At 71.1% G+C, this 19,191-nt stretch carries 15 protein-coding genes; 4 read left to right on the forward strand and 11 right to left on the reverse strand.

The window, feature by feature from the left end:
* The first annotated feature begins 49 nt into the window (after positions 1-49).
* The 4 genes from EUA94_RS07240 to EUA94_RS07255 are packed head-to-tail and all read left to right on the forward strand — an operon-like array spanning position 50 to position 6,492.
* A complete protein-coding gene (locus EUA94_RS07240) occupies positions 50-1,426 on the forward strand; it encodes a glycosyltransferase family protein (RefSeq protein WP_129426124.1) in 1,377 nt (458 codons plus the stop codon).
* A complete protein-coding gene (locus EUA94_RS07245) occupies positions 1,423-3,540 on the forward strand; it encodes an acyltransferase family protein (RefSeq protein WP_165356829.1) in 2,118 nt (705 codons plus the stop codon). Before EUA94_RS07240 ends, EUA94_RS07245 begins: the two co-directional genes overlap by 4 nt.
* A 44-nt stretch (positions 3,541-3,584) precedes the next feature.
* The gene (locus EUA94_RS07250) at positions 3,585-5,309 is read left to right on the forward strand and encodes a rhamnosyltransferase WsaF family glycosyltransferase (RefSeq protein ID WP_129426128.1); all 1,725 of its coding nucleotides are present in this window, start codon (positions 3,585-3,587) and stop codon (positions 5,307-5,309) included.
* Positions 5,299-6,492, forward strand: coding sequence for a glycosyltransferase (locus tag EUA94_RS07255; protein ID WP_129426130.1), 1,194 nt, complete (start codon positions 5,299-5,301; stop codon positions 6,490-6,492). The genes EUA94_RS07250 and EUA94_RS07255 overlap by 11 nt, the downstream gene beginning before the upstream one ends.
* A 103-nt stretch (positions 6,493-6,595) precedes the next feature.
* Here the strand turns inward: EUA94_RS07255 and EUA94_RS07260 are convergent, their stop codons facing one another.
* The 11 genes from EUA94_RS07260 to EUA94_RS07310 form a co-directional block, all read right to left on the reverse strand.
* Complete coding sequence (locus EUA94_RS07260) at positions 6,596-7,870, reverse strand: hypothetical protein (protein WP_129426132.1); 1,275 nt, start codon at positions 7,868-7,870, stop codon at positions 6,596-6,598.
* Positions 7,871-8,010: 140 nt separating this feature from the next.
* Entirely contained in the window at positions 8,011-9,660 is a 1,650-nt protein-coding gene (locus EUA94_RS07265; RefSeq protein ID WP_129426134.1) for a glycosyltransferase family 2 protein, read from the reverse strand.
* Complete coding sequence (locus tag EUA94_RS07270) at positions 9,657-9,992, reverse strand: hypothetical protein (RefSeq protein WP_129426136.1); 336 nt, start codon at positions 9,990-9,992, stop codon at positions 9,657-9,659. Before EUA94_RS07270 ends, EUA94_RS07265 begins: the two co-directional genes overlap by 4 nt.
* A gap of 297 nt (positions 9,993-10,289) precedes the next feature.
* Complete coding sequence (locus EUA94_RS07275; protein ID WP_129426138.1) at positions 10,290-12,263, reverse strand: TIGR03960 family B12-binding radical SAM protein; 1,974 nt, start codon at positions 12,261-12,263, stop codon at positions 10,290-10,292.
* 89 nt (positions 12,264-12,352) lie between these two features.
* Positions 12,353-13,513, reverse strand: coding sequence for a rod shape-determining protein RodA (gene rodA, locus EUA94_RS07280; RefSeq protein ID WP_129426140.1), 1,161 nt, complete (start codon positions 13,511-13,513; stop codon positions 12,353-12,355).
* A 5-nt stretch (positions 13,514-13,518) separates the two neighbouring features.
* Positions 13,519-15,645 (reverse strand): penicillin-binding protein 2, encoded by a 2,127-nt coding sequence (mrdA, locus tag EUA94_RS07285; protein WP_129426142.1) that lies wholly within the window; start codon positions 15,643-15,645, stop codon positions 13,519-13,521.
* A complete protein-coding gene (gene mreD, locus EUA94_RS07290; protein ID WP_129426144.1) occupies positions 15,642-16,154 on the reverse strand; it encodes a rod shape-determining protein MreD in 513 nt (170 codons plus the stop codon). The genes mrdA and mreD overlap by 4 nt, the downstream gene beginning before the upstream one ends.
* Complete coding sequence (mreC, locus tag EUA94_RS07295; protein ID WP_129426146.1) at positions 16,151-17,089, reverse strand: rod shape-determining protein MreC; 939 nt, start codon at positions 17,087-17,089, stop codon at positions 16,151-16,153. The genes mreD and mreC overlap by 4 nt, the downstream gene beginning before the upstream one ends.
* Complete coding sequence (locus tag EUA94_RS07300) at positions 17,089-18,132, reverse strand: rod shape-determining protein (RefSeq protein WP_207210442.1); 1,044 nt, start codon at positions 18,130-18,132, stop codon at positions 17,089-17,091. Before EUA94_RS07300 ends, mreC begins: the two co-directional genes overlap by 1 nt.
* Before the next feature lie 135 nt (positions 18,133-18,267).
* Complete coding sequence (gene ndk / locus EUA94_RS07305) at positions 18,268-18,690, reverse strand: nucleoside-diphosphate kinase (RefSeq protein WP_129426148.1); 423 nt, start codon at positions 18,688-18,690, stop codon at positions 18,268-18,270.
* A 22-nt stretch (positions 18,691-18,712) separates the two neighbouring features.
* The gene (locus tag EUA94_RS07310) at positions 18,713-19,120 is read right to left on the reverse strand and encodes a DUF4233 domain-containing protein (protein ID WP_242494720.1); all 408 of its coding nucleotides are present in this window, start codon (positions 19,118-19,120) and stop codon (positions 18,713-18,715) included.
* Positions 19,121-19,191: the final 71 nt, after the last annotated feature.

Below are 19,191 nucleotides of genomic sequence, written 5' to 3' on the forward strand. Positions count from 1 at the left end.
GACTGCACGCCGCCCGTCGGACCATCGCCCCTGGGGGACCCTCCTCGTCATGCCAGCACGCCCACGCCTTGCCGTCCTCCCGCTCCTGGCAGTGATCGCTGTGGGCCTGTTCCTCTCCGTGGTGCAGGTGTTCAACTACCCGCGCCTGAGCCCGGTCGACGAGCTGTCGCACCTCGACTACATGTTCCGCTCCCCCACGGTGCTCGAGCAGGGCGACAAGGTCGAGCAGCAGGCGATGCGTACGCAGGCCTGCCGCGGCGTCGACGTGGAGGGGTTCGACCCCATCCCGTGCCCGCCCGGCATCGTCTACGACCCCGACATCTACCAGGAGAAGGGCTACAACACCGCGGCGACGAACACGCCGATCTACTACACCGCGGACCGTGCCCTCGCCGAGGTGATCCGGATCGCGACGCCCGTCGACAACCTCTTCATCGCCGGGCGCCTCGCCGGTGCGGTGTGGCTGGCCCTCGGCATCGTCCTGACGTGGCTCGCCGGGCGACGCCTGGGCATCGGCCGACTGCCGCTCGGCGCCGTGCTGGGCCTCCTGGTCGCCTCCCCCGCCGTGACCTACCCCAGCGCGACGGTCACGCCCGACGCGCTCGGGCTGGCCGGCGGTGCAGCCGTCCTGCTGACAGCCCTGCGTTGGGAACAGCGCCCGACCAGGGGCCGTGCGGCAGCGCTGATCGCGACCGCCGTCGTGGTGTCGTTGATCAAGCTGACCTTCTTCGCCGTGGTCCCGGCCGTGGCGCTCTACCTGCTGCTCCACCGGTCCCGGTCGTGGGAGTCCTCCGGCGTGACCGCGTTCGCCGAGCCGGGTGAGCCGGGGACCGCCTCGGTGAGCGCCAGCGGCCGCGCGCGTACCGTCGTGGCGCTCGCCACCGGCGCCGCCGCGCTCGTTGCCGCCTTCGGATGGACGCTCGTCAGCAACGCCCGCAGCCACCAGGACCCGAACGACCTGCCGAGCATGGCGACCCAGTTCGCCGTCGACGCCTTCCCGTGGCGCGGCCTCATCGACAGCGCGTTCTCGCTCGCCCAGCCGCTGCTGTCGCCCTGGGTGGGCGTCGGCGACCCGACGCTGATGTTCTTCAGCACCAACGTGGTCACGATGGTGTTCACCGCCGGTCTCCTGGCCGCCGCGCTCTTCGTCACGCACGGCGAGCGCGAGGCACTCCTCGCCCGCTGCCTGCTGCTGGCGGCCGTGGTGTTCTCGCTCGGCCTGGTCGTGCTGGGCTACGTCTCGTCGCACATCTACTTCGCGCTGCCCAACCGCTACGGCATCACCCTGGTGGCGCCCATCGCGGTCGTGACGGCGTCGCTGCTGCGCTCGCGGACGTCGGTCGCGATCGTGATCGGCCTGGCGGTGCTCGCGTCGTTGATGTCGGCCCTCCGCCTGCTCGGCCTGACCGGGATCCCCCCGACGTGAGCCACGTCGCGGCCACCGCGACGGTCGGCGACGGCGGCGAGGCACCCGGCGTACGCCCCGACCACACCGCGCACCCGACGCACCACCGCCCCGACATCCAGGCCCTCCGGGCCCTGGCCGTCACGCTGGTCGTGACGTACCACTTCTGGCCGGGCCGGGTCCCGGGCGGCTTCATCGGCGTCGACGTCTTCTTCGTCATCTCCGGCTTCCTCATCACCAGCGCGCTGCTGCGCCGGCCGCCCGAGGGGCTGCGCGACCTCGGCGCCTTCTGGGCCCGGCGGGTCCTGCGGCTCATCCCGGCCGCCGCACTGACCATCACGGTCACCCTTGCCGTCGTGTGGCTCCTCCGGCCGACGGCGGAGTGGGCGCCTGCCGCCCGGCACGGGCTGACCTCGATGTTCTACGTCGAGAACTGGCGACTCGTCTCCGACGCCACCGACTACCTGCGCGCCCACGCCACACCCTCGCCGTTCCAGCACTTCTGGTCGCTGTCGATCGAGGAGCAGTTCTACGTCGTGTGGCCGGTGCTGGTCGGCCTCGGCGCGCTCGTCGACCGCCGGCTGCGACGCAACGGCCTCGCCGTCGTGGGGCTCCTCGCGGCCGTCACGGTGCTGAGCCTCGCCGCGAGCCTGTCGCTCTCGTGGAGCTCGCCCGCCGAGGCCTACTTCGCCACCCCGGCGCGGATGTGGCAGCTCGGCACCGGTGGCCTGCTGGCCTGGCTCGTGCTGCGCCGTCGCGACCGCGCGCCGGCGACGACCCGTGGGATCGTCGCCCTCGCGGGCCTGCTGGCGGTCCTCGGGAGCGCCCTCCTCATCACCGGCGACACGGTCTACCCCGGGTGGGCGGCCCTGCTGCCGACCCTCGGCGCGGCCCTGCTCATCCACGCCGACGACCCCGACGGTCCGTTGTCGCTGCGGCGCATCACGCACTCCCGGCCGGTGCAGCTCGTCGGCGACTGCTCGTACGCGATCTACCTCTGGCACTGGCCGCTCGTCGTGCTGGCGCCCGCGGTGCTCGGCGTACGCCGCGGGCTCGCGCTCTCGCTCGCCCTCATCGCACTCACCCTCGTCGTGTCGTGGCTCTCGACCCGGTTCGTCGAGAACGCCCTGCGGCCGCGGCCCGGCACGACGTACGTCGGTCGCCGCGCGCTGGTCGTGCTGACCGTCTGCTCGGTCGTGGTGGTCGGCCTCGCGTGGGCGATGCTGCGCTCGTCGGAGTCGGCGGTCCAGGCCTCCGAGTCTCGCGTCCAGGACGCGCTCCCGACCAGCCTCGAACCCACCTGCACCGGCGCCGGGGCCCTCGATCCCGCGCTCGACTGCGAGGAGCCCGACGAGCTGGTCACCACGCCCGAGTTCAGCCGCGGCGACCTCCCGCTGTCGGTGATCGTCGGGCAGTGCATCAGCTGGCCGCCGTTCGACGAGCTCGTCACCTGCTCGGTCGGCGACACGACGAAGCCCGAGCGCAGGATCGCCCTCTTCGGCAACTCGCACGCCGGCCACTGGGAGCCCGCGATGAACGCGATCGCCGCCGAGCACCACTGGCAGGTCGACACCTACGTGATCGGCGTCTGCCAGCCGACGACCGACAACGCCGCGGCGCCGTCGGTGGACCCGCTGCAGATCGAGGCCTGCGACGAGCTGGTCGACGGGGCGATCGACCGGGCCATCGCCGACCACGACCTCGTGGTGATGTCGACGCTCGACCGCGACGGGACCTCGCCGGAGGTGTACGAGGCGACGCTGCGGCGGCTGACCGACGCGGGCGTCCCGGTGCTGGTCATCCGCGACACCCCGGCGCCGCTCGACCCCGACTACGACACCGTCACCTGCGTCAGCGAGCACCTGGACGACACCGCCGCGTGCGACGGCACCCGCCAGGACTACCTCGGCCCCGACCCGCTGACCGAGGCGGCCGACGCACTCGACTCCGACCTGATCACCACCGTCGACCTCGCGGACCACGTCTGCCGCGACGACGTGTGCCCCGCCGTGGTGGGCGGCGTGATCGTGTACGCCGACTACAACCACCTGTCCGCGACCTACTCCGCCACCCTCGCGCCCTACCTCGAGCCGGCCGTGCTCGAGGCCATGCGGAGCGGGGACGCAGCCCCCTGAGCGACTATGCTCGCGCCGCACGTGAAGCCACGGAAGGGCAGGCCTTGAGCGAGACGACGAAGACCGACGCAGACCTGCTGCGGGAGTCGGAGCTCTTCGACGCCGACTTCTACCTCCGGAAGAACCCCGAGGTCCGCAAGGCCGGCATCGACCCGGTCCTCCACTACCTGCGCCACGGCGCGCGCGACGGCCGCGACCCGTCCAAGGCCTTCTCGACCAACGCCTACCTGCGCCGCAACGAGGACGTCGGGTCGATGAACCCCCTCGTCCACTACCTCCGCGTCGGCCAGCCGGCCGGCCGGGCGCTCAACCCGATGGAGGAGGACGCGCGCATCCTGCGCGAGTCCGGCTTCTTCGACGAGGACTACTACCGCCACTTCCGCCCGGACCTGCCCGCGGACCGCGACGTCATACGCCACTACATCCGCTTCGGTCGCCGCGAGGGCCTCGACCCGAGCGAGAAGTTCTCGACCGCGGGCTACCTGCGGCAGAACCCCGACGTCGCGAAGACCCACTGGAACCCGCTCGTGCACTACCTGCGCCACGGCCGCGCCGAGGGCCGCATCGCCCCGCGCGGTGCGCTGCGCGAGCCGTACGTCGACGCGTTGTACGACGAGCGCTGGCAGGCCATCCTGCCGATGCCCGTCACGAAGCTGGCCGCCGGCGAGCGCCGGATCAGCATCGTCACCGACAGCGTCGCTCCCCACAGCCTCTTCGGCGGGGTCGGCACCGCAATCATCCTCGGCGTGCAGCTCGCCAACCGGCTGGGCAACGGCACCCTGCGCCTGGTCACCCGCACCGACCTGCCCGACGGCCAGGTGATCTCGCTGCTGGAGGAGGCCACCGGGATCCACCTCGACGGCATCCTCGAGCTGGAGCAGGTCTCCACCGACGGCAGCCAGCGCCTGCAGTACACCGACCGCGACATCGTGATGACCACGTCGTGGTGGACCACCCGCGCGGTGCTCGACAGCGACATCCCCCGCGAGCAGGTGCTCTACCTGCTGCAGGAGGACGAGCGGATGTTCTACGCCTTCGGCGACGAGCGGCTGCTGTGCCAGGAGACGCTGGCCGAGCCCGACCTCGCGGTCGTCGTCAACACCTCTCGGCTGCTCGAGCACCTCTCCGGACCGGGCGGCCTTCCCCACCTCCGCGACAGCGCGATCGCGCTCGAGCCGGCCTTCCCGACGCGGGACGCCTCCGTCGTGCCCGCCGGGTCGGGCGGTGCGAAGCGCAACCTGTTCTTCTACTCACGCCCGCTCAACGCCCGCAACCTGTTCTGGCGCGGTGCCCAGGTGCTCGCCCGGGCGGTGGAGCAGCGGATCCTCGACCCCGACGAGTGGGAGTTCCACTTCGTCGGCCGTGGCACGCCCGACCTCACGCTGCCGCGCGACGTGCACGTCAACGTCATCGAGGGCCTCGGCTGGACCGACTACCAGGACCTCGTCGCGTCGATGGACGCCGCGCTCGTGCTGATGGACACGCCGCACCCGTCCTACCCGCCGTACGACCTCGCGTCGGTCGGGGCGGCCGTGCTCACCAACTCCCACGGCATCAAGACCGACCTGTCCGACATCTCCGACAACATCGTGGTGGCGCCGTCGACAGTCGACGGCCTGCTCGAGGGGCTGCGCGAGATGGTCGAGCTCGCGCGCGACCCGGAGCGCCGCGCGGCCAACGTGGCCGCCGACCACATCAACCGCGACTGGGCCGAGACCCTGGTCCCGGTCGTGGACTGGGTGGTCGAGCGGTTCCCGCATGTTCACTGACCTCCCCGCGGCCCCCGACGAGGTCCGCGACCTCTGGGACAGCTCGATGGCCGAGCGCGTCGGGTCGATGCTCGACCGCCCCCACCGGGTCGCGTTCGTCTACCGCACGCCCGACACGAGCACGTTCCGCTACCGCGTCGCCAACACCGTCGACGCGCTCAACCACGCACCCGGCGACATCGGTGCGGCCTGGTTCTGCGACGACGAGCTGCGCGCGCTGACCAGGATCGTGCCGGAGCTCGACGCGATCGTGGTCGCCCGCTACCCCTGGAACGCTGCTCTGCGCGAGCTCGTGCAGAGCGCAGACCGGCATGGCGTCCCCCTGGTGTTCGACTGCGACGACCTCGTCTTCGACGTCGGCTTCGCCGAGCTGGTGATGAGCTCGCTCGGCAAGGACGTCGACGTCAACGCCGAGTGGGACGTCTGGTTCGCGTACATGGGTCGGCTGCGAGCGTCGCTGGACGCCTGTCGGGGCGCAACGACCACCAACTCCGTGCTCGCCCGCCAGCTGGCGGCGCACGTCGAGGACCCGCCGGCGATCGTGCCCAACGTGATGAACCGGACGCAGCAGGCCTACTCCCGCGAGCTGCTCGACGCCAAGGTCGCGAACGGGTGGCGGCGCAGCGGGCCGGTCACCGTCGGCTACTTCAGCGGCACGCCCTCGCACGTGCGCGACTTCGCGATCGCGAGCCCGGCGCTCGCCCGGCTGCTCGACGAGGACGACGACGTGTCGGTCCGCATCGTCGGCTACCTCGACGACCTCGGCGCCCTCGAGCCGCACCGCGAGCGCGTGGAGTTCCAGAAGTTCATGCACTACGTCGAGCTGCAGCGCTCGATCGCGGAGGTCGAGGTCAACCTCGCGCCGCTCTCCCACACGGCGTTCAACATCTGCAAGAGCGACCTCAAGTTCTTCGAGGCCGCCGCCGTCGGCACCTGGACCGTCGCCTCGCACACCCCGTCGCTCGACGACGCGATCGACGACGGGGTGACCGGCCGGCTCGCGAAGGCCCACGAGTGGGACGGCGCGCTCCGCGAGGCGGTCGCGCTCGCGCGCGATCCCCGGGCGTACGCCGAGCGCGCGACAGCGGCGGCCGAGGTCGCCCACCGGCGCTGGGCCTGGGACTCGGTCGCCGAGCCGCTCACCCGGGCTCTCGAGCCCTACCTGGGTCGTCGTACGGGCTGAGACTCGTGGTGCCACGTCTCGCTGTTGGAGGCCGCACGGATCGCGACATGAGCGGATGCTCTGGAGAAGCGATCGTCCGTGTTCCATCGAGGTCGCTGCGCGGTCAGATGCGCTTCTCGCATCCCCGCATCGTCTCGCCCTGGCACACGTCGCGCCCTTTGTTGCCCCACACGCTGTCGTTGCCAGGGCCGCCGATAAGGCGGTCATCGCCGTACATCCCGGTGAGGGAGTCGCTGCCAGGGCCGCCATAAATCGTGGCCTCGTAGTCGGAGCACCGAGGCGGGGTCAAAGAGTCTGCGCCATAGATTTTGAGCTTGTAGTCAACGTACAGTTCGTCCCCGCCCTTCATTCCCTTGAGCGTCGTCCGGCACGCGGCGACCCTGATAACGTCGATGCGGTCGGTGCCGACGACGACGGCACGCTTCGCGGCCACGATGAGGCCATAGAAGCCGCGGACGCGGACCGACTCCTCGACGCCCGCCTTGGTGGCCGTCACCCGGGAACGGCTCAGGTCGGCGCGCACCCGGTCGTGGCTCTTGAGGTCGAGCAGCAGGGTGTTGCGCCCGCCGTCGCCCTTGATCCGCGTCGCCTTTCCGCCCAGGCTGTTCGACTCGTAGTAGTCGTAGCCGCCGCCGAGCGCGATGTCGCGGTCATACGTCCTCGGCGCGTCGACCTTGACGCGCTCAATGTGGTCGGTTCCGCGGAACGTGAACCGTCCGTACTCGGCCGACGTAGTGAAACCGAGCCGGGCGAACCGGCCCGTCCAGGTGAGCGCCGTGTCGACCCCCGTCACGGTGCCGCTGGCGTCCATGGTGACGTCGCCGTGGGCGGATCGAACGCTCAAGACGCCCAATGTGCCGCCCGTGCCCACGGACACCGCGCCCGGGGCGGTTTGGATGCCGCTCCACCTGACGTCGCCGAAGCCGCCGGGGTCGATGATGTCGGCGTTCGGCTGGCCTGGCATGCCGGAGATGACGAGGCCACCGGTCCAGCTGAGGCGGATGACGTCGGCCTCGGTGTCGGTGCCGTCGACGGTGCCCGCGTGGATCGTGGATCCGGCGCGCTCGGAGGGGATGAACGTGTCGGCCCCCGCGCCGAGGACGACGACGACGAAAGTGGAGGTGCCGGTGACGGAGTCGTAGCTGCTGCGCTCGCCGGTCGCGCACACGAGGTCATCGCCGCCGAGCGCGTCGACTCGCGTCGCGTCGTTCGTGACGATGACGTCCGCGCCCTCCGTTCCGGTGATCTGACCCCCGGGCGTCCCGACGATGGTCGCCGCCTGCCCCTGACATGTCTCGCCCGCTGCGGTGGCCGTGCCCACTGGCGCGAGCAGCGCCGCGCCCAGAAGCGCAACGGCGGTCAGGCTGATGGTCCTCATGTTCCCCCTTGATCGATGACGTACCGGTCTGACCACGCACCGGACCAGAAAGTTGTGACGACCTGCTGACGGACGCCGCCGTCCGCTCATCGGCAGATCCTCGCATCGGGGTGTGCCGACAACCTCCTGGAGTGCGACGCTCAGTCGGACGCCGGATCGAACAGGTCCTCGGACAGCTCCTGGACGCGGCGCAGGTTGGGCATCGCGTGCGCCCGCGGGGTGTAGCGGTCCTCGTCCGGGACGCCCCAGCGAGCGACGACGGCGAGCCGCTCCCACTCCTGCACGCGGGCCTCGCGGGTGCGCGACTCGTAGTGGTAGAGCTCGCTGGTGGCGATGAACAGGGTCCGCAGGCCGGCTGCCTGGACCTTGTAGCAGAGGTCGACGTCGTTGAAGTTGCCCGGCAGCGCCTCGCTGAACCCGCCGATCTCGAAGAAGGTCTCGCGTCGCATCGCGGCGCACGCCGCCGTCACGCCGGTGACCTCGCGGTTGACGACGAGCTCGCCGAACGGGCCGACCTCGTCGCGGGTCCAGAACTTGAAGGGGTGGTGGTAGCCGGCGTTGTAGTAGGCGTGGCCGGCGTGCTGCACCGTCTGGTCGCTGAAGTAGAGCTTGGCGCCGGTCAAGCCGACGTCGGGCTCGTCCAGAGGTGCGACGAGCTGCTCGAGCCAGCCCTGCGAGATGGCCTCGATGTCGTCGTTGAGGAAGACCACCCGGTCGCCGGACGAGTGGCACACGCCGACGTTGATCTTCTCGCTGAAGTTGAAGGGGCGGTCGAAGGGCACCACGACCAGGCGGTCGCCGGCGACCTCGCGGAGCTCGTCGAGCACCGCGGCCGGGGTGGGGGTGTCGGCCACGACGACGATCTCGACGTTCGCGTGGTCGGTGTGTGCCAGCGCCGACCGTACGGCCTCGACGACCAGCACCCGGCGCTGCCCGCGGACCAGGGACGACTGGCCCATCGTCGGGATGACGACGGAGACCTTGACTGCAGGGTCCAGCCGTCGCTGGACGACGTAGCGACCGGGCTCGGCCCCCGGGCCGGCAACGGCGTCGATGCCGAGCCGGTCGAGGTGCTCCTGCACGGCGCGGATGCCCGCGGTCTCGGCGTAGGGCTTGGCCTCGATGTCGACCGCGGTCGACCCCTCGACGGCGCGCCAGTGGTAGAGCACCTCGGGCACGTGAACGATCCGGCGCGCCTGCTCGGTGACCCGGAGCACGAGGTCGTGGTCCTGCGAGCCGTCGAAGCCCTCGCGGAACCCACCGACCTCGCGGACCAGGCTGGTGCGCAGGACGGAGAGGTGGGAGGTGTACATCTGCCCGCGCAGCCGCTCGGGCGACCAGTCGGGCTTGCGGAAGGCGCCGTACGTCGTGCCGTCCTCGCCGACCTTGTCCTCGTCGGTGTAGACGTAGTCGACGTCCTCGTGGCGGTCGATCGCGGCGACGACCTGCGCCAGCGCGTCGGGCACGAGCAGGTCGTCGTGGTCGAGGAGGGCGATGAACTCACCCGTCGCGGCGGCGACACCGTCGTTGGAGGCGGCGACGATGTGGCCGTTGGTGTCGCGCTCGATCAGGGTGATCCGCGGGTCCTGCTGGGCGTACTGCGCGATCACCGTCGGCACGGCGGCGTTGGAGGAGAAGTCGTCGACCATGATCAGCTCCCAGTCGGCGAACTCCTGGGCGATCACCGACTCGATGCACTGCTTGAGCACGTCCACCGGCGGGTCGTACACGGGGGTGACGATCGAGAAGCGCGGCTCGGCGCTCCGCTTCGGACTGGGCTTCGGACTCACCCGAGCGCTCCGCGCACGCGCCGGGCGACGCGGCGGGCCACGGACGGTCGCCGCTGCTCGAGCTCGGCGACGCGGGCGCGGTTGCGCTCCAGCCGGGTGCGGACGTCCAGCAGGCGCGTACGTGCCTCGTCGCGCTGCTTGAGGAGGTTCTTGGTGCGCTTGCGCTGCTGGCGCAGCTCCATCGTCACGCGGGTCAGGTCGCGGTGGAGCCGGCCGTTCTCGGCCTCCAGCCCCACGATGTGGTCCTGGACGGTCAGCAGGTGGTGCCGGGCCTCGGCGACCTCCTCGCGGAGCCGGTCCGTCTCGGACCGGTCGGTCGCGTCCTGGGTCACCCTGTCTCCTCCACTCGCTCCGGATCTGCGCGCGTCAGGCTATCCCAACGCGGGGTCGTTCCGAGGGTGGCGCCTCTGGGGAACTGTCGGGTGACCAGGACCGACGCAGCGGGACCCGACCGTTCCCCAAGGACCGGGGATGTGAGGAACTGGCGCAGCCCTTGATGGTGGCGGCATACGACAGGCAACCTCCGGAAGGTGGCGGCATACGACATCGAAACGGGCCGTCGGCATGCGATATGCCGCCAGCCAACCCACGCGGCAGCACAGCGACTCGAGCCCCGAGTTCGTGCCGGGTCAGACGACGGACAGCGGAAGCAGTCTCTGGCCGGTGGGGCCGATCTGGATCTCGGTCTGCATCTCGGGGCAGACGCCGCAGTCGTAGCACGGCGTCCAGCGGCAGTCCTCGATCTCGATGTCCTTGCCCTCGGCCGCCGCGAGGGCGTCCTCCCAGTCACCCCATAGCCAGTCCTTGTCGAGGCCGGAGTCGAGGTGCTCCCAGGGCAGCACCTCGTCGTAGTCGCGCTCGCGGATCGTGTACCAGTCGACGTCGACACCGGTGCTGGACAGCCCGCGCTCGGCGGCGTCCATCCAGCGGTCGTAGGAGAAGTGCTCGCTCCAGCCGTCGAAGCGGCCGCCGTCGCGCCAGACCTCCTCGATGACCCGGCCGACGCGGCGGTCGCCGCGGGACAGCAGTCCCTCGACGATGCCGGGCTTGCCGTCGTGGTAGCGGAAGCCGATGGCGCGGCCGTACTTCTTGTCGTCGCGGACGACGTCGCGCAGCTTGCGAAGGCGATCGTCCGTGGTCTGGTGGTCGAGCTGCGCGGCCCACTGGAACGGCGTGTGCGGCTTGGGCACGAACCCGCCGATGGACACGGTGCAGCGGATGTCGTTGCGGCCGGTGACCTCACGGCCCTTGGCGATCACGCGCTTCGCCAGGTCGGCGACCTGCAGCACGTCCTCGTCGGTCTCGGTGGGCAGGCCGACCATGAAGTAGAGCTTGACCTGCCGCCAGCCATGGGAGAACGCCGCGGAGACCGTACGGATCAGGTCCTCCTCGGTGACCATCTTGTTGATCACCTTGCGCATCCGCTCCGAGCCACCCTCGGGCGCGAACGTCAGGCCCGAGCGGCGGCCGTTGCGGGAGAACTCGTTGGCGAGCGTGATGTTGAAGGCGTCGACGCGGGTGCTGGGCAACGAGAGGGAGACGTTGGTGCCCTCGTAGCGGTCGGCCAGGTCCTTGGCGACCTCGGCGATCTCGGTGTGGTCGGCGCTCGAGAGCGAGAGCAGGCCGACCTCCTCGAAGCCCGTCTTGCGGATGCCGTTCTCGACCATGGCGCCGATCGTCTCGATCGAGCGCTCGCGTACCGGGCGGGTGATCATCCCGGCCTGGCAGAACCGGCAGCCGCGCGTGCAGCCGCGGAAGATCTCGACGGAGAAGCGCTCGTGCACGGTCTCGGCCAGCGGCACCAGCGGGTTGGCCGGGTACGGCCACTGGTCGAGGTCCATCAGCGTGTGCTTGCGGACGCGGAACGGGATGCCGGGCCGGTTGGGCACGACGGCCTCGATCGAGCCGTCGGCGGCGTACGCCACGTCGTAGAACTTCGGGACGTAGATGTTGCCGGTGACCGCGAGGCGGCGCAGCAGCTCGTCGCGCCCACCCATCCTGTCCTCGGCCTTCCACTCGCGGACGACCTCGGAGATCGCGAGCACGACCTCCTCGCCGTCGCCGAGCACCGCGGCGTCGATGAAGTCCGCGATGGGCTCGGGGTTGAACGCCGCGTGGCCGCCGGCGATGACGATCGGGGCGTCGTCACCGCGGTCGGCCGCGTGCAGCGGGATCCCGGCGAGGTCGAGGGCGTTGAGCATGTTGGTGTAGCCGAGCTCGGTGGAGAAGCTCAGGCCGAAGAGGTCGAACGCGCCGACCGGGCGGTGCCCGTCGACGGTGAACTGCGGGATCGGGCCCTGCTCGTCACCGGTCCGCATCACCTGCTCCATGTCGGCCCACACCGAGTAGGTGCGCTCCGCGAGGATCCAGTCGCGCTCGTTGAGCACCTCGTAGAGGATCTGGACGCCCTGGTTGGGCAGGCCGACCTCGTAGGCGTCGGGGTACATCAGGGCCCAGCGGACCGTGGGGCCGCCCGCCTCGGACGCCTCGGCGCAGTCCCAGTCCTTGACAACCGAGTTCAGCTCACCACCGACGTACTGGATGGGCTTCTGCACGGAGGGCAGCCTGGCCTCCAGGCGCGGGAAGACCGACTCGACGGACATGAGCGGAACACCTCAGACGTGGGACGGGGAAGGAGCGACCCCCTAGGTTACGTCGACACCGAACGCGCGGCCTACTCAGCGGCCGGCGCTCAGCGGCTGGCGGAGCGCAGGTGGATGTTCTGCAGCAGCCCGAGGGCGAGCATCCCGGCAAAGAGCGAGCTGCCGCCGTAGGAGACGAAGGGCAGCGGGACGCCGGTGACGGGCATGATGCCCAGGCACATCCCGATGTTCTGGAAGGCCTGGAAGCCCCACCAGCAGGCGATGCCGGCGGCCGCGACGCGGCCGAAGAGGTCGCCGGCCTCGGCGGAGATCGCGAGCGCGCGCCAGATGACGACGGCCAGCAGCAGGATCAGCACACCCGCGCCGACCAGGCCGAGCTCCTCGCCGGCGACGGTGAAGATGAAGTCGGTGTGCTGCTCGGGGACGAAGCCGGAGCGGGTCTGCGATCCCTCGAACAGCCCCTGGCCGAACAGGCCACCGTTGCCGACGGCGATGCGCGCCTGCTCGGTGTTGTAGCCGGCGCCGCGCGGGTCGAGCCCGGGATTGGTGAAGGCGAGGAAGCGGTCGACCTGGTAGGGCTTCAGCACGCCCATCGACACCGCCGCGACCGCGCCGGCGACCGCGGTGAGGCCCAGCCCACCGAGCCAGCCGCGTCCGGCGCCGGCGACGGCCAGGACACCGAAGACGGTGGCCGAGAGCACGAGCATCGTGCCGAGGTCGGGCTGCAGCAGGATCAGCACGGTGGGCACGCCGGCGATGGCGAGCATGCCGATCACCTCGAGCGTGCCGACGCTGCGGCCCCACCGTCGCTCGGTGCGCTCGGCGACGACGAGCGCCATGCCGATGACGACGGCGAGCTTGGCGAACTCCGACGGCTGGATCGACATCCCGCCCAGCTGCAACCAGGAGCGCGAGCCGTTGATGGTGCTGCCGGCGACGAGGACGAGGACGAGGCCCGTGACGCTGGCGACGTACGCCAGGGGCGCGAGGATCCGCACCCAGCGGTGGTCGGTCGCCAGCACGGCGACCATCAGCACCAGGCCGATGGCGACGTTGACCAGCTGCTTGCGGAGGTAGGCGTCGGCGTCGCCGCCGGTGAGGTCGGCGCGCGTCGAGGTGGCCGACCACACGAGCATCGTCCCCATCGTCACCAGCGCGAGCGTCGCGAGCATGAGCAGCCAGTCGAGGCCGGGCGCGCGGAGGCTGGTGGTCTGTCCCGGGCGTACGGGGCGGGTGGACAGGACGGTCATCGCGCTCACTCCCCCGTCTTGTCGCCGACGATCGGCGGCATGATCGAGCCGTCGTCGAGGAACTGCGGCAGCCTGACCGCCGGCACCGTGCCGGGGGTGGCCGCGCGGTCGGGGCGTACGGCCTCGCCGTCGATGCCGTACAGCGCCTCCCAGATCGCCCGGATGCCGTCGCCGGTCGATCCCGAGCCGGTGCCGGCCTGGCTGATCATCATCACCACGACGTAGTCCTCGGTGTACGACGCGACCCAGCCCGTCGTCTGCTTGCCGTAGACCTCGGCCGAGCCGGTCTTGGAGCGCACGGTGACCTGGTCGAGCGGGAAGCCGCCCATCTTCCACGCCATCGTGCCGACGCGCGTCACGTTCTGCAGCGCGCTGTCGATGTAGTCGAGGTACTTCTTCGGTACGTCGAGCTGGGCGACCTTGCGCGGCGCCATCCGGCGCAGCACCGTGCCCTCGGGGCTCACGATCGCCTTCGCGACCGTCGGCGCCCAGAGCGTGCCGCCGTTGCCGATCGCCGCGTACGCCCGGGCGAGCTGCAGCGGCGTGACGATCGTGTCGCCCTGGCCGATGGAGAAGTTCACGGCGTCGCCGGCGCGGTAGAGGTTGCCCTCGAGGCAGAACTCGTAGGCGTACTTGTAGACGAAGTCGCTGGTGCCCTTCGTCTGCGGCTTGCTGCTCAGGTCGCAGAAGTAGTCCTTCTGCGACTCGAAGTAGGCCTGCTTCCAGTGGCGGTCCGCGATGCGGCCGGGAGCCTCCCCGGGGAGATCGATGCCGGTGCGCGAGCCGAAGCCGAACTTCTTGGCCGTCTCGACGAGCGGGTCACGGGCACCGACGTCGGCCGGGTCGCTCCCGAACTTCTGCCAGAAGTTGTAGCCGATGCGGTAGAAGAACGTGTTGCAGGAGACCTCGAGCGCCTTGGCGAAACCGATGTCGCCGTAGGCGCCGGACTCGTAGTTCTTGAAGACGTTGTTGCCCACCTGGAAGCTCGACGAGCACGGCAGCGTCGTGTCCATGGAGTAGCCGTTCGTCAGGGCGCCCGCGGTCATGAACGGCTTCCACGTCGAGCCGGGCGCGAACTGGCCCTGCGTCGCCCGGGACAGCAGCGGGGTGCCCGCCTTCTCGGAGTAGAGGTGGGCCAGCTGGGCCTCGCTGATCCCGCCGGTCCAGACGTCGGGGTCGTACGTCGGCTGGCTGGCCATCGCGATGACGCGCCCGGTCTTCGCGTCGAGGACCACCGCGGCGCCGGAGTCCGCCTCGTACAGGCGGTCGGTGACCGGGTCCATCGTGGCCCGCTGGACCTTGATCCGCTCGGCGAGCTGCTTCTCGACCACGGCCTGGACCTGGGCGTCGATCGAGGTGACGAGGGTGTCGCCGGGCGTGCTCTCCACGACCGAGTCGTCGCCGAGCACGCGACCCATCGAGTCGACGGCCACGCGCCGGTAGCCGGGCAGGCCGCGCAGCCACTCGTCGTACTGCTTCTCCACGCCGGCACGGCCGACGACCGACGCGCCGTTGAGCGAGCGGTCGTCGCGCTCGGCGGCGAGGTCGTACTCGTCCTCGGTCACCGGGCTGAGGTAGCCCAGGACGTGGGCCAGGTTGACGCCGAAGGGGCGCGGGTAGGAGCGCACGTTCTGCTGCTCGGCGAGCACCCCCGGATAGTCCTCGGGCTGCTCGAGCACCCGCAGCGCGACGTCCTTGGAGACGTCGGAGGCGACCGGGACGGGCTGGTAGGGCGAGCCGTTCCAGCACTCGCCGCGCACGCTGCCCGGGTCGCCGCACGTCACCAGGCGGGCCTCGACCTCGTCGGGCGTGGACTCGACCGCGACGGCGACCCGACGGACGAGCTCGGTGCGCTGGTCCTCCTCGAGCTTGCCGAGGAGGGTGCGGTCGACCGAGACGACCCACGAGGTGCGGTTGGCCACGAGCGGGCGGCCCTGGCTGTCGACGATCAGCCCGCGCTGGGGCTGGACGACGATGTCGCGGACCGACTGGTTCGCGGCCTGCGCCTGGTAGGACTCGCCGCCGATCACCTGGAGGTAGTAGAGCCGGACGAAGAGCGTCGCGAACAGCGAGAAGGCCAGGACCTGTACGACGACCAGTCGCAGCCCGCTCCGCTGGCTGCTTGCGCTCATGCCGTCGCCCACTGCGGGCTGAGCCGCGCGAAGAGCCGCATGAGTGGCGGCAGCACGAACGGGGTCAGCAGGACGTCCCACACGACGGCGACCAGCACGACCTCGAGCAGCCCGGCGATCGACAGCGAGGGGTCGTCGAGGAGCACGCCGGTGAGGGCGAAGAGCGAGGTGGCGACGAAGGATGCGGCGGCCACCGTGCCGACGACGGCCATGGCGGTCGGCTTCTGGTCCTGCCGCACGCGGGCGGCGAGGAAGGCGGCGATCGTCAGCGCCAGAGCCCACCGCCCCGCGATGTGGTCGGCCGGTGGCGCGAGGTCGAGGGTCAGCCCGGCCACGAACCCGAGGACCAGCGCGAACGGCGCCTCGACCGTGAGCGCGGCCGCCACGACGACGAGCAGGCAGAGGTTGGGCACGATGCCGTGCCAGGCCAGGTGCGGGAACAGCGACACCTGGACGACGAGGGCGACGACGACGGCGGCGAACGCGGCGAGCCAGCGGAGGTAGGTCACTTGAGGGTCCCGTCCGCCTCGATCAGGGCCCGGTCGCTCTTCGACCCGCTCGGCACCATCACGCCCACGACATCGAGGGCGGAGAAGTCGACGAACGGCTTGACCACGGCCCGCTGGGAGGCCTCCCGCAGCGAGCTGTAGACCTCGGTGATCGTGCCGATCGGCACGCCCGGGGCGTACGGACCGGTGGTGCTGCCCCACGTCACGACCGTGTCGTCGCGCGCCGGCACGCTCGCGTCGTCCATGAGGCGCAGGTCGAGCCCGGCCTCCTGGTCGAGCGAACCGCTGCCGTTGACGAAGCCGATCTCCATGCTCGACCCGACCCTGCCGCCGACGGTGGAGTCGGGGTCGACGATCAGGAGCACTGTCGCCGTGCTGCGGCTGACGCGCAGGACGCGGCCCACCAGGCCGTCGTTGTTGACGACCGTCATGTCCGGTCCGACACCGGCGGCCGAGCCGGCGTCGATGGTCACGGTGAAGCTCTGCGACTGGCGCGAGCCGACGGCCACCACCCGGGCGGGCACGAGGGCGGAGCCTAGGTCGGCGGCGGCCGTGGTGAGGCCGTCGTACTGCTCGAGGCGGTTGCGGTCGAAGCCGGCGAGCTCGACCTGCCCGCGCAGGTCGGCGTTGCTGGCCTCGAGGTCGCGGACCTCGTCGGCGAGGTCGTTCTTGCTGCGGAACCACGCGGGCACGGAGGTGAAGGGGCGTACGGCGGCCGCGGCGGCCGACTCGGCCGGACCGAACGCCTCACCCACCGCGTCGCGGGCCGGCTCCAGGGGCGACGTGCCGCCGCCGGAGACGTCGAGGGTGATGAGGGTGACGCTGGCGAGCACCAGCGCGACCAGGACCGACCGCGGCGGCCGGTTGCGCGACTCGAGCCGGTCGAGGCCGGTCCACCGTCGTTCGCGGCCGTCGTGTCCCCCGAAGGCGCCCATCAGAAGCGCCGTCGATCCGAGACGAGGACCTGCTGGAGCGCCTCGAACTCCTCGACGCACTTGCCGGCGCCGTACGCCACCGAGGACAGCGGGTCCTCCGCGACGTGGACGGGCATCCCGGTCTCGTGGCGCAGCCGCTCGTCGAGCCCGCGGAGCAGCGCGCCGCCGCCGGTGAGCACGATCCCGCGGTCCATGATGTCGCCGGCCAGCTCGGGTGGCGTCTGGTCGAGGGTGGTGCGGACGGCGTCGATGATGTTGTGGAGCGGCTCCTCGAGCGCCTGGCGCAGCTCGGAGCTCGAGACCACGACGGTGCGCGGCAGGCCGGAGACCATGTCGCGGCCGCGGACCTCGGCGTCGGGCTCGGTGGGGAGCGGGAAGGCCGACCCGAGGGTCATCTTCATCTCCTCGGCGGTGCGCTCCCCCAGCATCAGGGAGTACTCCTTCTTCATCCACGCGATGATCGCGTGGTCGAGGTCGTCGCCGGCCGTACGGATCGAGAGGCTGGTCACGATGCCGCCGAGGCTGATCACCGCGACCTCCGTGGTGCCGCCGCCGACGTCGACGACCATGTTGCCGGTGGCCTCGTGGACCGGGAGCCCCGCGCCGATCGCGGCCGCCATCGGCTCCTCGACGATGTAGACCTTGCGGGCGCCGGCCTGGTAGCCGGCCTCCTTGACCGCGCGCTGCTCCACGGGGGTGATGCCGCTGGGCACGCAGATGACCATGCGGGGCTTGGCGAAGTAGCGGCGGCGGTGCACCTGGTGGATGAAGTAGCGCAGCATCTGCTCGGTCGCCTCGAAGTCGGCGATCACGCCGTCCTTCAGGGGGCGGATGGCGGCGATGTTGTCGGGCGTGCGGCCGATCATCCGCTTGGCCTCGTGGCCCACGGCGAGCACCTCGCCGGTGGTGGTGTTCATCGCGACGACGGACGGCTCGTCGAGCACGATGCCCTTGCCGCGGACATAGACCAGCGTGTTGGCAGTGCCGAGGTCGACGGCCATGTCGCGGCCGATGATGCCCCCAGTTTTTCCATTCAGTGCCATGCCGCTGCTGCCCCTGGTTCGGGTCGGTGCTCCGGGAAGAGGGGTCAGCGCTGGCTCCGACCCACGCTCAGGTTAAGGAGCGCGGGCGGGTCTTCCCGGCAGGACACGCGCGGGGCGCGTGGGGCGGGGGTGAATTCAGCTGGTAAACCAGATCCCGATCTCGCGCGCGGCCGACTCCTCGGAGTCGGAGCCGTGGACGAGGTTCTGCTGGACGGCGACTCCCCAGTCGCGGCCGAGGTCGCCACGGATCGTGCCGGGTGCGGCGACGGTGGGGTCGGTGGCACCGGCGAGCGACCGGAAGCCCTCGATGCAGCGCTGGCCCTCGATGACCACGGCGAGCACGGGGCCGGACAGCATGAACTCGACGAGCGGGCCGTAGAACGGCTTGCCCTCGTGCTCGGCGTAGTGGGCGGCGAGGAGCTCGGGCGTCGCGGAGCGCAGCTCGACGGCCACGAGCGTGTAGCCCTTGGCCTCGATCCGGCGCAGGATCTCGCCCGAGAGGCCGCGGCGCACGCCGTCGGGCTTGACGAGGACGAGGGAGCGCTGGGCGTCAGTCATGCGGGCAGCCTAGCGAGCACCGTCAGCTTTGTTGGGCCCGGTACGCCGCCCACGCCTCGGCGCGCTCACGCTCGATCTTGCGGCCGAGCAGGTCGGCCGCCGCCCACAGCACGGCGAAGACCACGCCGAGGCCGAACATGACCGGCACGACGAAGCCCAGGGCGATGGCAGCGGCCTGGACGACGTACCCGGCGAGGTAGGCCCACTCGGCGCGGAGCATGCCGGCCAGCAGCAGGCAGACCACCGCCAGGCCGAGGCCGACGGAGACGGCGGTGCCGGTCGAGACGTCAGCGATGGTGATCATCACCGGGGTGGTGAGGCCGAGCGCGATCGCCTCGAGGCTGAGCACAGCGGCGCACATGCCGCGGCGCGGCGACCGCTCGGTGTTGGCGGGAGCGGGCGCGGGACCCTCGGGCGGTACGTCGCTCACTGGTGCACCATCTTCCTGTCGGCGGTCACCTGATCGCTGATGCACCCGAGGTGCCGTTGGGTCACTGCCCC

The organism is Nocardioides zhouii, assembly GCF_004137345.1.
In the GTDB taxonomy this organism is placed as follows: Bacteria; Actinomycetota; Actinomycetes; order Propionibacteriales; family Nocardioidaceae; genus Nocardioides; species Nocardioides zhouii.

Bases quoted from the DNA above. Each gene is read 5' to 3' on its own strand.
- mreC (WP_129426146.1), bottom strand. From the start codon at position 17,089: ATGGGCGCCTTCGGGGGACACGACGGCCGCGAACGACGGTGGACCGGC.
- EUA94_RS07240 (WP_129426124.1), top strand. From the start codon at position 50: ATGCCAGCACGCCCACGCCTTGCCGTCCTCCCGCTCCTGGCAGTGATC.
- EUA94_RS07300 (WP_207210442.1), bottom strand. From the start codon at position 18,132: ATGGCACTGAATGGAAAAACTGGGGGCATCATCGGCCGCGACATGGCC.
- EUA94_RS07255 (WP_129426130.1), top strand. From the start codon at position 5,299: ATGTTCACTGACCTCCCCGCGGCCCCCGACGAGGTCCGCGACCTCTGG.
- EUA94_RS07275 (WP_129426138.1), bottom strand. From the start codon at position 12,263: ATGTCCGTCGAGTCGGTCTTCCCGCGCCTGGAGGCCAGGCTGCCCTCC.
- EUA94_RS07260 (WP_129426132.1), bottom strand. From the start codon at position 7,870: ATGAGGACCATCAGCCTGACCGCCGTTGCGCTTCTGGGCGCGGCGCTG.
- mrdA (WP_129426142.1), bottom strand. From the start codon at position 15,645: ATGAGCGCAAGCAGCCAGCGGAGCGGGCTGCGACTGGTCGTCGTACAG.
- rodA (WP_129426140.1), bottom strand. From the start codon at position 13,513: ATGACCGTCCTGTCCACCCGCCCCGTACGCCCGGGACAGACCACCAGC.
- ndk (WP_129426148.1), bottom strand. From the start codon at position 18,690: ATGACTGACGCCCAGCGCTCCCTCGTCCTCGTCAAGCCCGACGGCGTG.